Annotated in this window: 12 protein-coding genes; 6 read left to right on the top strand and 6 right to left on the bottom strand. The window is 40.2% G+C overall.

What is annotated here, in order from left to right; translation table 11 throughout:
- Positions 1 to 499 precede the first annotated feature (499 nt).
- On the top strand, positions 500 to 2,842 hold the full coding sequence (locus FS608_RS21925) for an immune inhibitor A domain-containing protein (protein WP_144554716.1): 2,343 nt from the start codon (positions 500 to 502) through the stop codon (positions 2,840 to 2,842).
- A 42-nt stretch (positions 2,843 to 2,884) separates the two neighbouring features.
- Here the strand turns inward: FS608_RS21925 and FS608_RS21920 are convergent, their stop codons facing one another.
- Positions 2,885 to 4,246 (bottom strand): sensor histidine kinase, encoded by a 1,362-nt coding sequence (locus tag FS608_RS21920; protein ID WP_144554702.1) that lies wholly within the window; start codon positions 4,244 to 4,246, stop codon positions 2,885 to 2,887.
- Positions 4,247 to 4,596: 350 nt separating this feature from the next.
- On the opposite strand from FS608_RS21920, the gene FS608_RS21915 reads away from it, so the two are divergent.
- Both FS608_RS21915 and FS608_RS21910 read left to right on the top strand, forming a co-directional pair.
- Positions 4,597 to 5,307 (top strand): response regulator transcription factor, encoded by a 711-nt coding sequence (locus FS608_RS21915; protein WP_395947807.1) that lies wholly within the window; start codon positions 4,597 to 4,599, stop codon positions 5,305 to 5,307.
- Complete coding sequence (locus tag FS608_RS21910; RefSeq protein WP_144554701.1) at positions 5,285 to 6,658, top strand: HAMP domain-containing sensor histidine kinase; 1,374 nt, start codon at positions 5,285 to 5,287, stop codon at positions 6,656 to 6,658. The genes FS608_RS21915 and FS608_RS21910 overlap by 23 nt, the downstream gene beginning before the upstream one ends.
- A gap of 59 nt (positions 6,659 to 6,717) precedes the next feature.
- Here FS608_RS21910 and FS608_RS21905 read toward each other — a convergent pair whose 3' ends face one another.
- The 4 genes from FS608_RS21905 to FS608_RS21890 form a co-directional block, all read right to left on the bottom strand.
- Positions 6,718 to 7,461 (bottom strand): ABC transporter ATP-binding protein, encoded by a 744-nt coding sequence (locus tag FS608_RS21905; protein WP_144554700.1) that lies wholly within the window; start codon positions 7,459 to 7,461, stop codon positions 6,718 to 6,720.
- Positions 7,458 to 8,156 (bottom strand): ABC transporter permease, encoded by a 699-nt coding sequence (locus FS608_RS21900; RefSeq protein WP_144554714.1) that lies wholly within the window; start codon positions 8,154 to 8,156, stop codon positions 7,458 to 7,460. Before FS608_RS21900 ends, FS608_RS21905 begins: the two co-directional genes overlap by 4 nt.
- Before the next feature lie 70 nt (positions 8,157 to 8,226).
- The gene (locus FS608_RS21895; RefSeq protein ID WP_144554699.1) at positions 8,227 to 9,093 is read right to left on the bottom strand and encodes an ABC transporter substrate-binding protein; all 867 of its coding nucleotides are present in this window, start codon (positions 9,091 to 9,093) and stop codon (positions 8,227 to 8,229) included.
- Positions 9,087 to 10,034, bottom strand: a complete 948-nt coding sequence (locus tag FS608_RS21890; protein WP_144554698.1) for a substrate-binding domain-containing protein — start codon at positions 10,032 to 10,034, stop codon at positions 9,087 to 9,089. Before FS608_RS21890 ends, FS608_RS21895 begins: the two co-directional genes overlap by 7 nt.
- Before the next feature lie 240 nt (positions 10,035 to 10,274).
- On the opposite strand from FS608_RS21890, the gene FS608_RS21885 reads away from it, so the two are divergent.
- A complete protein-coding gene (locus FS608_RS21885) occupies positions 10,275 to 10,937 on the top strand; it encodes an FMN-dependent NADH-azoreductase (protein ID WP_144554697.1) in 663 nt (220 codons plus the stop codon).
- 161 nt (positions 10,938 to 11,098) lie between these two features.
- On the opposite strand, the gene FS608_RS21880 is transcribed toward FS608_RS21885, so the two are convergent.
- On the bottom strand, positions 11,099 to 11,881 hold the full coding sequence (locus FS608_RS21880) for an undecaprenyl-diphosphate phosphatase (protein ID WP_144554696.1): 783 nt from the start codon (positions 11,879 to 11,881) through the stop codon (positions 11,099 to 11,101).
- 205 nt (positions 11,882 to 12,086) lie between these two features.
- Between FS608_RS21880 and FS608_RS21875 the strand changes: the two genes are divergently transcribed.
- Positions 12,087 to 12,851 (top strand): DUF4931 domain-containing protein, encoded by a 765-nt coding sequence (locus tag FS608_RS21875; protein WP_144554695.1) that lies wholly within the window; start codon positions 12,087 to 12,089, stop codon positions 12,849 to 12,851.
- A 105-nt stretch (positions 12,852 to 12,956) separates the two neighbouring features.
- A complete protein-coding gene (locus FS608_RS21870) occupies positions 12,957 to 14,126 on the top strand; it encodes an FtsW/RodA/SpoVE family cell cycle protein (protein ID WP_144554694.1) in 1,170 nt (389 codons plus the stop codon).
- Positions 14,127 to 14,294 lie beyond the last annotated feature (168 nt).

The following is a 14,294-nucleotide window of genomic DNA, read 5'->3' as shown; positions in this document are numbered from 1 at the left end:
ATAGGTGGAAAAACAGTGAAAAAGTCAAAAGGGGTTCGGAATGTAAACATTCCGAACCCCTTTTGTCGACAATCTGAAACCTTATCAAAATGATGATAAGGTTTTTTTTTGATGAGTTTTACATTTTATAAGATGAATTAAATATATTACTAGGTTTCGATAGGTCTATTTACTTAAATTTCGGTTGCCGAAACTTTCGTTTTCTGAGGTAATTTTCAAACAACATGAAAAGTAAGGATAAAAGGCATATTTAATAACTCTTTTTCTGGGTTTAATTTCTTATTAAAAATTCTCTTTTTACATTTATTAGGTACAATATAGTGCTTAATATAAGCATTTTTCACTAAATTAAGACTATTTACAATTTTCACGCTAATTTGATAAACTAGCAAAGCACCGTTCATAGAGAAGAACGATGTAACTATAAATAAATTAGGGGGTTTAAGATTTGAAAAAGAAAACCACTTTAAAGGTCTTATCCAGCCTCGCGGCTAGTACAATGGTAGCTACTACCATGTTCGCAGGCGCATTCGCTGGAAGCACGGTTGCTCCAAAACCGGCATCTGCAGCAACAACAGTTTCATCAGCTCCAATCGATTTGAATATTGTTGATATCGATCGACTAGGTGCTGCGTTGCAAAAGAGAGGGCTAGTTGCGAAGAACGCATCTAAAGCAGAAATTACAAAAGCAGCAAAAGCCTACATAAAGAAAAAACAGGGTGAAAAGCCAGGTAAAACTGATAAAGCTCTTACAAAAGAACAGCAGGCTTTTGATCTAAAAGCAAAAGACTTTGTGACAAAGCAAAAGGACAAGCTTGCTAAGCAGCTTGATAAAGGTCATGAAAACTTTAAAAAAGGCAAACCAACAGGTGCTGTAAAAGTAGATTCTGCTAAACAATCCGCCTATGATGGCTCTGTCAGAGAAGACAAAGTACTAGTCCTTCTTGTCGAATATGCAGACTTAAAACACAATAATGTAGAACAAGAAGCTGGTTATATGTATGCTGATGATTTTAATAAAGAGCACTATGAAAAGATGTTGTTTGGCGATGAAGATTTCACTCTCTTCAACGGTGATAAGATTAAAACATTTAAACAATATTATGAAGAGCAATCAGGCGGCAGTTACACGGTTGATGGTACGGTATCTGATTGGTTGACTGTACCAGGAATGGCTGCTGATTATGGCGGTGACAATCCGTCAGGGGGACATGATAATGCTCCTGGAAAAGTAGGTGCACGCGGACTTGTTAAGGATGCACTAAATGCAGCTGTAAAATCCGGAATCAATTTAGCTGATTATGACAAATTTGACCTATATGATCTAGATGGTGACGGTGACCAAAACGAGCCAGATGGTTTAGTAGACCACTTGATGGTTCTTCATGCTGGAGTTGGTCAGGAAGCTGGCGGCGGAGTGGTTGGAGATGATGCGATCTGGTCACATCGTTGGACTCTAAATGGTGTTTATCCAGTAGATAACACTACAGCTGCAGTAGGTTACTGGGGCGGCAAAATGGCTGCTTATGACTATACTGTTGAGCCTGAGGACGGTGCAGTCGGTGTTTTCGCACACGAATATGGCCATGATTTAGGTGCCCCTGATGAATATGATACACAATACACAGGCAATGGTGATTCGGTAGCTCAATGGTCCATCATGAGCGGCGGAAGCTGGAGCGGTCATATTGCTGGGACACAGCCGCCAAGCTTTTCACCCCAAGTCAAAGAATTCTACCAAAAAACTATCGGCGGCAACTGGGCAAATATTACCGAAGTAAACTATGAAGATATCGATAAAAATGGACTAGCTGCTGTTATTGACCAAAGTGTTACAAAATCAAAGAACCCTGGAATCGTTAAGGTAAACTTACCTAAGAAAAAGGTTCCTGGTATTGCTCCTGCATTTGGAGCAAAATACTACTATAGTACAAAAGGCGATGACCTTAATACAGTATTAGAGACTCCAGTATTTGACTTACCAAATGCTGCTAATGCAAAGTTTGATTACAAACAATTTTATAAAGTTGAAACTGGCTATGACTACCTATATGTAAATGCTGTTACTGAGGACGGCAAGAGTGTAAAACTAGATACTATTGGTGATCAAAACACAGCCGGCGGTTACGAGACTTCTCAAGGCAATTGGGAAGACAAATCCCTTGATTTAAGCCAATTTGCTGGCCAGAAAGTAAAACTAGTATTTAATTATGTAACAGATGGCGGTCTCGCTCCAGACGGTTTCGCACTTGACAATCTTCAATTAACAGTTGATGGACAAGTTGCATTCTCAGACGATGCAGAAGGAACTGCTAAAGTAACATTAAACGGCTTCGAAGTATCTGACGGATGGATTAACAAGCCTCACTATTACTACCTTGAGTGGAGAAACTATGCAGGATCTGATACTGCTCTACAATTCTCGCGCGGTTCAAAATATAATACTGGTTTAGTAGTTTGGTATGGTGACGATACATTTACTGATAACTGGGGCGGTGTTCACCCTAGTGAAGGTTTCCTAAGTGTAGTTGATTCACACCCTGAAGCTCTTGTTTTTAAACTAAATGGTGTAGACTCTATCGCTCAAACAACTCGCTACCAAGTAGCAGATGCAGCGTTCTCATTAGACAAGTCACCTGCATGGTATGCCGATTCACCAACTCGTGGAATCTATGATTACAAAGGACTTCCAGGCGTAACGACATTTGATTCAACGAAGTCTTACATTAACTCACTTATTCCTGATGCCGGAGTAAAAGTTCCAGCTCAGTACCCAATCAAGTTCCAAGTCATCGGCGAAGCGAAAGACAATTCTGCTGGTGCGGTTTGGATTCATAAGTAAAACAGAAAAAGGACACCGGGCATGCCTGGTGTCTTTTTTCTGTTATAAAGTAATCACAAATGAAGTGCCCATATTCGGGTTGCTCGTTACCTTAATCGTACCTCCATGTGCCTCAACTAGTTGTTTAACAATCGAAAGTCCCAGTCCTGTTCCGCCAAGAGCACGGGTTCTAGATTTATCTACGCGATAGAAGCGGTCAAAAATTCTCGGCAAATCCTTTTCAGGGATTCCCTTTCCTTCATCTTGAATTTTAATATGAACTTTTCCGCTGCTGTTGCTGACCTCAACACGAATAGTGGTATGCGGTTCAGAATATTTACGTGCATTATCGACGAGATTGAAAATAACCTGCTCAAATCGCATGGGATCAAGAGACAGATAAAGAGAATCTGAGCATTCTAGCACAAGTTCCATATGGTGTTCTTTAAGAGCAGGTGTTACTTTTTCAAGGATGCTCTGAAGATAAGGACGTAAAAGAACCCCTTCCTTCTCAATCGAAAAAGAATTTTCATCCATTTTTGCGAGATTGAATAATTCCTTCACTAATTTCGATAGCTTGCCAGTTTCCTCCACTATAATTCCTAAATACTTCTCTCTGTCCTCATCAATCGTTTCTGGCCGGCGGGCAATATCCGCATATCCCTTAATATAGGTTAGCGGTGTGCGGAGTTCGTGCGAGATGCTGGCGAGAAATTCATTTCGTTCATTTTTTAGAATTTCTAAATCGCTTGCTAATACCTTAATCGATTCGCCAAGTTCACCGATTTCGTCCCTGCCAATCTTCGGTAGAGACACGGAAAAATCGCCCTTGCTGATTCGTTTGGTGGCTGCACTCATTTGAATTAGCGGGTGGGTGACATATCTTGTTAAAGTGAAAATGATAATAATCATGAACATTAGGGAAAGCAGACCAGCAATCAGGAAATGCTGGTTTAATCCGGAAATCAACTCTTTGATTTTTTGTGTATTTTGAAACATATAGACATATCCGGTAATTGCATTGTCAACCATAACTGGACTGACTGAGGCGATATAGGCCGCATGTTTCCAATCATCTTCTAAAATTAATCCCGCGTGCGGAACTTGTTTTTGTTTAGTACTCATAATCTTCTTCATATCATCTGTCACTCGATTGGAAGACATATAAATGGTTCCATCAGGTTTGGTTAAAATCACTTGTGTATCCGTCCGCGCCTCCATCATGGCAATGTGCCGGATCGTTTCATCATGAAAAGAAGCCTCAAGGATTTCACGGTGATTATTTCCGCGTGTCTGGAGAGAAGTTAGCTCTTCGTGCACCCGGGAATGAATGATATTATTATGCAAAAAAATCATTGAAATGCCTTCCAATATAAAAATTGCTAGAAAGAAAAGAACGCCAATCTTAATTGATATCTTATTCATATGTTCGACACCTCTCTCCCATAGCATACTATAACATTCGTATTAAAAGAGCTTCATATTGTAGCAAATTTTTTAAATAAAAAAAGGAGGCGCCCCACCGCTGGGACGCCCGAACTATATAAAAAAGAGAGGTTAAATTTGGGATGAGTAAGATCACTTTGGACCATGTACTTCATCAAAGAGGAGATCACTACAAACTTGGGAGTCCTTCTAGTGATCGCCTCTTCTTAACTACACCCCCATCTTACTTGGAAAAATTGAAGATGTTATGAAGAACTTGTGGTGAATTTGTGAAGTTACAAACATCACAGACTCGAAATGATATATTTAATATGTGGGGAGTGGTAAAAGTGAAAATATTATTAGTAGACGATGAACGTAGAATCATAGAAGTTCTTGAAGCCTATTTAATAAGAGAAGGCTATGTAATTCATAGCGCCGATAATGGAATTGATGCGTTGAAAAAAGTAAAAACAGTAAACCCCGACTTAATTATATTAGATTTGATGCTGCCAGACATTTCTGGTGAAGAAGTCTGCCGTCTCGTGCGCAAAGAGTCAGATGTGCCCATTCTCATGTTGACGGCCAAATCAGCAGAGGATGACAGGATCAACGGAATTGTAATGGGGGCCGATGATTATTTAACCAAACCGTTTAGCCCACGCGAAGTCGTCGTACGCGTTCAAGCGATTTTAAGACGTGTAAAAAAGACTGAGAAAGTGGAACGGCTTGAATTCAATGGCAAAAAGCTTGTCATCGACTTAATTAAAAAAGAAGTGACCGCAAACGGAGACTCGATTACGTTAACGCCAATTGAATACAAGCTATTAACCAATATGGCAGTGAATCCAGGCCGGGTATATAGCCGGATGGATTTGCTTGAAAAGATACAGGATGAAGGCATGTATTATGAAGGCTATGAACGCAGTGTTGATACCCATATCAAAAACCTCCGGAAGAAAATCGAACGGGATTCACGACAGCCAGATTTTATCGTGACCGTTTTTGGAATGGGCTACAAATTTGGAGGGGTATTAGATGCTGCAAACGCTCCGGTCTAAGATACTTTTTTACTTACTACTTATCTCGATGATTGCGATCATCATTGTTAGCTTTTTTATCCAATATGGATTTGAGGAAAGTTTTAACAGCTACTTGGATCGAAATAGAGAAAAAAAGATTGACCGAATTATTACGGAAATTGAAAAGGATTATAAAAAAAATGGCCACTTCACAAGTGATCCGGTATTTGGCCTCTTGCACGAACATGCTATGACCGAGCAGCTCTATTTCCAACTGTTTGACCGCTTAGGCCAATTGCAAATGGATTCATCCAACATCCGAGGCATGCTCAACAGCTTCGGGTTAACAGAACCTGCTCCGAATGGGGAAGAATGGCATTCTAAGACCTATACGTTGAGAGTGGATAATCAGGTTATTGGAAAACTTGTTGCTATCTATCCGAAGGGCTTAATTGATGATGAAAATACGTTTATCCAAACGATTCAATTATACATTTATGCAGCCGTTTGCTTGACGATTGTATTGGCAATTGTTTTTAGTATGCTGTTTTCAAAAAAGCTCACCTCAGGGTTACAAAAGTTATCGTTTGCGGCAAATGAACTGCAGCATCATAATCTTGATATTCGGATTCCATTATCGGGATTGCCAACCGAGGTAAAGGATCTTGCCATTTCCTTTAATAATCTGGCGGTGTCGTTAGCAAAGGAAGAAAACCTAAGAAAGCATTTTACAGGTGATTTGGCCCATGAACTCCGAACCCCGCTTGCGACCTTGAGAAGTCAAATCGAAGCATTTCAGGACGGGATTTGGGAGCCGACACCGCAGCGGCTTCAGACCACACATGAAGAGTTGATGCGCTTAGTTAGGCTGGTGAATGAATTAGAAAAACTGCTTGCAGCTGAAAATCCGCAGATGAGGCTGGAAAAAATTGAATTAGATGCAGGAAGTGTGCTGGCGGCTTTATATGAGATGTTCTTGCCATTGTTTAAAGAAAAGGGCGTCCATCTTCAAATAATTGAACCTGCAGAGGATGAATTATTTGAAGCAGACAAGGATCGCTTAATGCAAATCTTATCTAACATCCTTAATAATGCCCTAAAGTATACACCGGAAGGAAAAAATGTCACCCTTTCAGTAAAAACGGAAATGGACGGCTACGTCGGCTTTAGTATCCAAGATGAAGGCTCAGGAATGGCAGAAGCTGATATTCCGCATATCTTCGAACGTTTCTATCGTGGTGATAAATCACGTGATCGTAAAACCGGCGGGGTAGGGATCGGGCTCTCGATTGTTAAAGCTTTAATGGATGCCCATAGAGGAGTCATTAAAGTAAAAAGCAAGCTGAATAAGGGAACTAGCGTCACCTTGTGGTTTCCGCAGGAAGATTAGCTCAAAATAGAAAAGGCCTCTACATCATGCAGGGGCCTTTTGTGGATTTCCCACTCTTATTATCGGGCAACAGGGTAAAACTTTTTCCATTCGTTTAAAAAGGGAGCAGTGGAGGAATTGGGTTGTTCTAGAACACGCTGGGTTGGTCCTACTTGCTTCACTTCCCCATTAACAATAATCGCCAGCCGGTTGGTAAGATAGTTAATCTCCATCAAATCATGGCTGACAAACACAGCGGTGGTTTGTGCAGCTTCGATAATTCCCTTAAAATCCTCCATCAATTTAATTTTCGTTGGAAAGTCTAATGCAGAAAAAGGTTCATCCAGAAACAGAATTTCCGGTTCTACAATCATTGCCCGTGCTAGGTTGACCCGTTGTGCTTCACCGCCTGATAAATAGAGGGCATTTTTTTTCGCAAGATGACTAACCCCAAACAAGTCCATCCATTGTTCCACTTTTTCTTTAATGATCGATTTAGGTACCTTCCGTAGGGTTAAACCAAGTGCAATGTTATGAAAAACTGTTCCGTCTAATAGTAAGGATTGTTGAAGGGCAATCGAGAATTTCCTCCGTAATTCTAGCGGAGCATTTCCCTTGGGAACCGCTTGTCCCCGATAAAGAATGTCGCCACTTGTTTGTTGATCTAGAAAGGCTAGCAATTTTAGCAGCGTACTTTTACCAGCGCCATTTGGTCCCATGATGCCAAGGAATTCTCCCGTCCCAATCTGGAACTTAGGAATATCAAGAATCGTTTTACTTTGGGCTTGATAAGTGATATTTTTCAACTCTAGTAACGGGCTCATGATATTCGCTTCCTTTGCTGTAAGTAGGTTAATGCTGCTGTAATTAAGAGGGCAACCGACAATAAAATAAACGATAGTGCTAGGGCGATATCGAAGTTTCCTTTTGAAACCTCCATCACAATCGTTGTCGTTAAGATGCGCGTGTCACCTTGAATATTCCCGCCGACCATCATTGCCGCACCAACCTCGGCAATGACCCGGCCAAAGCCAGCCATGACCGCTGCCAATATCGCGATTTTTAATTGTTTGATGAGAATTATTAGGGTTTGCAGTTTTGTAGCGCCAAGTGCTTTAATCTGGAGCAGCATTTTTTCACTGATTTGTTGAAAAGCGGAACAGGTCAAGCTTGTGACAATGGGCAAGCTGACGAGCACCTGAGCCATCACAATCGCTGTAGGTGAATAGAGCAGAGTGAGGTCGCCTAATGGGCCTGAGCGCCATAACAGCATCGTAATCCAAAGGCCGGCAACGACGGGTGGCAGCCCTAATCCAATATTGATGAACAGCAATAGAACTCTTCGCCCTTTGAATCTAGTTAATCCAAGAAAAATACCTAGAGGCAATCCGATCAGGGTACTAATCAGAATGGAAAATAGACAAACTTTTAGCGTCAGCCAAGTGATCACCAATACTTCGGGATCACCAGAAATGATCATGTCTATTGCTTTTTTTAGTCCATCAATGAGTAGTTCCATCTCAAGTGCCTCCAGGTTTTTCTTAAGCTGCATAAACAGAAGGACCCTTACAAAAGGGCCTCCATGTCAACTATTCTGTATATTTTTTGAATAAGGATTGGCCAAATTCTTTCTTACCGAATGATTCAATCACATCTTGAGTTTTCGCATCTACCATAAATTCTACAAACTTTTCAGCATCTTTGCTATTAATTTTATCATGTTTTTCTGGATTAACTTGCATTACATGATAGATGTTCATTAAATCTTTGCCGCCTTCAACGACGATTTGAAGGGTGTCTAAATTTTTCTCTTGAGCCAGCCATGTAGCGCGGTCTGTTAAGACATAGCCTTTTTTCTCTGCAGCCACTTGTAATGTTTGACCCATCCCTTGTCCTGTTGACACATACCATTCGCCAGCAGGTTTAATGGCATTTGCATCCCAGATCCCTAGTTCTTTCTTGTGTGTACCAGAATCATCACCGCGAGAAACAAACGTAGCTTTAGATTCAGCTAATTTTTTGAAAGCCGCGTTGATGTCATCACCGCTAACACCAGCTGGATTTTCTTTTGGTCCTACTAAAATAAAATCATTGTACATGACGCGTTTATAGTTAATCGCATCGCCTGCATCGACCACTGCTTTTTCAGCTGCCGGAGCATGAACTAGAAGGGCATCAGCTTCCCCTTTGGTCCCCATTTCTAATGCTTGTCCTGTCCCTACGGCAATTGTTTTAACTTTTACGTTATTTTCTTTTTCGAACATAGGAATGATTTCGTCAAGCAAGCCGCTGTCCTGTGTACTTGTAGTTGTTGCTAGAATCATCTCAGTTGGTGCTGCTTTAGGTTCATCTTTTTTAACTTTTTCTGCTGAATCTTTTGAGTCTGCATTTCCGCAGGCTGCTAATACCAATAGCATCATCGCAAATAAGAAAGCAAGATATCGATTTTTTAACATGTGGTTGTTTCCTCCGTTTGACTAGTTTGATAAATGATATTACCTAATTCAGAAATATCGTATCCTTCTAGATCCGTTAAACTATCTTTAAAACTAGTTGATTGTAAATACTGAATGAGGTCTGTTAAGTTTTGTTTATTTTCAGTGGTAAAGCGGAAAACCAAATCAAACTTTTCTTTAGCGACGGGGATGAAGTCCAGTCCTAAATGGCTTGCGGCAGACTGAATTCCAAAGGCTACATCTGCTATGCCCCTGCTTATATAGGAAGCTGCAGATAAATGGTTCCATTCTTCCGTACCATAGCCGTTGATTTTACTAGGATCGATTCCATAACTAGAAAGCTTTGAGTCTAGTAAGAAACGTGTCCCTGCCCCTTTTTGGCGATTTACAAATTGAACATCGCTATTCGTTAAGTCAGAAAAATCCTGAATGTTTTTCGGATTGCCATTCGCGACAATAAAGCCTTGCTGTCTTGCTGCCAATCTAATTACCAGAATGGATTCATATACAAACAGTTGATGGATAAAAGGTAAGTTATATTCTTGTGAGTTTGGATCCAAAAGATGAATCGCAGCAATATCACATTGCCCCCGGTATAAAATCATTAACCCTTCGAGACTGCCTATGTATGATGGTTGAATTTGCAAGTTTAAGGAAGTAGCTGCTTGTTTCGCAAAATGTTCCACGAGAAAGTCGTGACTGCCAGATAATCGGATTGATGGGGCCGGATTACTGGTCGTCCCAGTTGGTTCCGTTGGACTTTTTTTAGCAGGAGCTTTTGTATTATTTTTAAATCGTTCCAGCTCTGCGTGTTCAATTCTCATTTTGTTACCAATCTTGAATGCCTGGAGTTCACCTCTCTTAATTAGCTCATAAACCGTATGTTTTGAGATTTGAAAGAGTTGGGCCACCTCATCGGGAGTATAAGCTTTTTCTTCCATAAGTCACCCTCCTTTTTCCATTTTTTATTTTATAAAAAGAATAGCATACTAAAAGTGACTTTTGTTAAGGATTGTTAAGTTTCGTTGAGTTTTGTTTGGAATTGTCATGATTTGTTCAAGTTAGCAGGCAGTTTTCACATTAAATTCATAAATTTCACTGATTGTTCATTCGTGAGCAAAGAAGTTTATTGTACTATAGGAATAGAAGAAAATATTGCAGGGTAAGGAAAGGGGATCTATATGTCAAAGCTTCTATATATTACGGCAAATCCAAAGAAGGATATAAAACTTTCAAAAGGGATGCAAATCGGGGAAGTATTTCTAGAGGAGTTCAAAAAGGAACAGCTAGATGTGGAAATTGAACATATGCACTTATATAGCATGGATATCCCTGAGATAGACATGGATTTATTATACGCACGTGCAAAATTATCATTTATGGGTTATACAAAAGAGCAACTTTCCGAAGATGAGCGGACCAAACTTGAAAAAATGCATGCACTTGCAGACCGGTTTATAGATGCAGATTACTATGTGTTCGTCACCCCAATCTGGAACCTTGGTGCACCAGCCATTTTGAAGTCCTTCATGGATTGTTTATTTATTGCTGGGAAAACATTTACATACTCTGAACATGGGGCAGAGGGTCTCCTTACTGGCAGAAAGGCGATTCACATTCAAACGCGCGGAGGCATATATTCCATTGGTAAAATGGTCGATTTTGAAATGGGCGATCGTTATTTAAGCAAAGCACTTGAATTCCTCGGCTTTGATTTAATGGAGACCATTTATGCGGAAGGAATGGATCATTTTCCAAAACAAATTCCTGAAATTATGGCAAAAGCGAAAGAACAAGCTGCAGCAGCGGCCAGAGAAATGGCAAAACTTCCTGTTTCATTGTAAAAAAAGCGGCTCGAATGGGATCGAGCCGCTTTTTCGCTGCCATTTTTGAAAAAATTATACTTCTATTTGCTAAAATCCCTTTTTTTTTTGCGGATTGAAGGTGCTTATTTGCGGATTGAGGACATTTATTTGCACATTAACTTTCCCTGCCTGAACAACTCTTAAAATTTACCTGTAAATTGGAAAAATAGTACGAGTACCCCTAATGCCCAAACATAAATGGCAAATGGTTTTAATGAGTGATTTTTTAAGTACCCAATCATCCACTTAACCGCAACGTATCCAAACACGGCAGAGGCAGCAATACCGACGAGCAATGCCGATAGGGAAATTTCTTCACCTTGACCTTCAAGTAAATCCTTCGTTTGCAAGACAATCGCACCTACAATTGCGGGAGTAGATAATAAGAAGGAAAAATACGCAGCCGTTTCACGGTCTAATTTTCGCCAAAGTGCCGCAACGATCGTCATCCCTGAACGAGAAATTGCTGGCATAATTGCGACGGCCTGGAAAGTACCAATAATGAGGGCATCCTTATAACTAATATCATCCATTTTTTTATATCCATTTTTTACGGAATCAGCAATCCACAAGAAGATACCCGTAATTAAAAACTCCCAGCCAATCGTTACCCCGGTTTTCGAAATTTCATCGATGTAATCTTTAAACGCAAGTCCAAAGATTACCGCTGGAATCGTCCCAACGATCAACAAAAAGGTTAACTTGCTAAACGGATTTTTAATGATTTTAATAAATTCATCCTTGTAAAAAACAAAAACAGCCAGCAATGTTCCGACATGAAGCATGGTATCAAGCATGAGCCCAGCTTCCTGAAGTCCGAATAAATTTCTTCCTAAATAAAGATGGCCTGTACTGCTAATCGGTAAGAATTCCGTTAACCCTTGAATAATCCCAAGAATGAATGCTTCTAATTTTGTTAACATAATTACCCTCACAATCTAAAGAAATGATAAGCCTGTACATTTTATAGATATGCTAAAATTATCTATTTCATGAAATTCTCCTCTATTTTAGGATTCAATTACCAACTGGGTCAATGAAAATATCAGTGGAATAAACAAAATAAGTGCAATTGGAAGGCGTTCTCCCATAAAATAGAAGTATACTCGTTCGAGAGGAGAAACGCATTTGGAAAATTCACATCTACATTTTAATACGTCGATCGGTGTTCAAAAGCCTGAGAATATACGCAACAAAGACCAGGCCTGTCCATTTTGCGAAAGAGATCAACTGACCAACTTTATCGCTGTGGACGAACCAATTATTCTTTTGAAAAATAAATATCCCGTTTTAGAACATACCTTTCAAACGGTATTAATTGAAACGGATGATTGTCAAGGTGAATTATCCATCTACCCAAAAGAGCATTTACATAAATTGATGAGGTTTGGAATCAAACATTGGTTAGATATGGAGGCAACCGGCCGCTATCAATCGGTGATTTTTTTCAAAAACCATGGGCCATTGTCCGGAGGTACGCTCTCCCATCCGCATATGCAAATTATCGGCCTGGACGATATTGATTATAAAGAAAAAGTAACGCATGAAATGTTTGAAGGGATTGTGATTGCCGAGGAGGAGGGGGTCCGATTTACCTTGTCGACTAAGCCGCGAGTGGGCTTTTATGAGTTCAATGTTGAAATGGATGATTCCTGTTACCAGGAACGGTTCTCCGATTATCTGCAAACGGCTGTTCATTATATCCTGAACAACTTTCCGTTTAAAGCAACGAGCTACAATCTGTTTTTTCATCATATCGAAAATAAGATCTATGCCAAGGTGGTGTCACGATTTGTAACCACGCCGTTATATATTGGCTACGGAATTCCACAGGTGCCAAGTAATCTCGAATGGATGGCAGGGGAGCTGCAGAGGATTTATTTCGAAGAATAGGACTTTCTTATGTAATTTAATCCATTCTCGGTTTAGAAGTTGTGATTTGGTGATATTAAAAATATAATGAAGGAATGTAGTATTTCTTAGTAAGGTGGAACCTATATGACTTCAAACACGAACAAAACTTCAAAACTAGATTATAATCTTGTTTTTATATTAATATTACTGTTTTTAGCCAGCTGTTTAGCGATTTACAGTGCCCAGGCGAGCGGCCAATACAAGGAGAATTTCTTAATTAAGCAGATTTTCTGGTATGTGGTTGGCAGTGGGATTATTACTGGTGTTATGACCCTTGATTCGGACCAATTACGGAAGCTGACCTGGTATGCATATGGGTTTGGACTGCTGATGCTGGGATTTTTAATTGTAGCGCCGGAGAGTATTGCGCCTGTCATTAATGGGGCGAAAAACTGGTTTAAAATACCTGGTGTGGGAACTATCCAGCCATCTGAGTTTGTTAAAATCTTCATTATACTGGCTCTTGCACGCGTAATTGAAGATCATCATCAAAAGAACCAGATCAAAACGATGCAAACTGATTTCTGGCTGTTAGTGAAGATCGGGATTGTCACCATGGTCCCATTAGGACTTATCATCAAGCAGGACTTAGGGACAGCGCTTGTGTTTCTTGCTATTATGCTCGGAATGATCTTTATTTCAGGGATCTCATGGAAGCTTTTGACTCCGCTATTTACCGCTGGGATTGCCCTAGTTGGGACGATTTTTTATTTTGTGTTATGGAAACCGGATTTACTTGAAAAGTACCTTGGAGTGGGTGAGTATCAGCTCCGTCGGATCTATTCATGGCTTGATCCTTATAGCTATCAAGGATCGGACGCCTATCAATTGACCAAATCCCTGCTAGCAATCGGCTCGGGTCAGACGGGTGGTAAAGGTTTTGGAAACCGCGAAGTCTATTTACCAGAAAGCCAGACCGACTTTATTTTTAGTGTCGTCGGCGAAGAATATGGCTTCATCGGAGCAAGTGTATTAATCAGTTTGTTCTTCTTATTGGTTTATCATATAACTAAGGTCGGAATGGAAACAAAGAATAATTTTTATACGTATATTTGTGTCGGGGTCATCAGCATGATTACCTTCCACGTCTTCCAAAATATCGGGATGACGATTGGCGTGCTGCCGATTACAGGTATTCCATTACCGTTTATCAGCTACGGTGGTAGTGCCTTGATGGGGAACATGTTCGGGCTCGGCTTAATCTTTTCAATCCGTTATCATTATAAAAAATACATGTTTTCGACATCGGCATAAAAGTTGGAAAAAAAGAGCGACGAATCGGTCGCTCTTTTTTTGTGTGCTTGAAATGGGTGGTTGGCGGAATAAGTTGAGGTTTCTGCGAAATTGTGGTTTTGATTGGCGGAATTCCGAACTAGTTCGGCGAAATAAATCAGAGAATCGGCGGAATTCCATCCGGTATAG

This window comes from Bacillus sp. X1(2014) (assembly GCF_007678255.1).
Note: the sequence above shows the minus strand (reverse complement) of the source record. Positions and strands in the feature narration are given on the sequence as shown.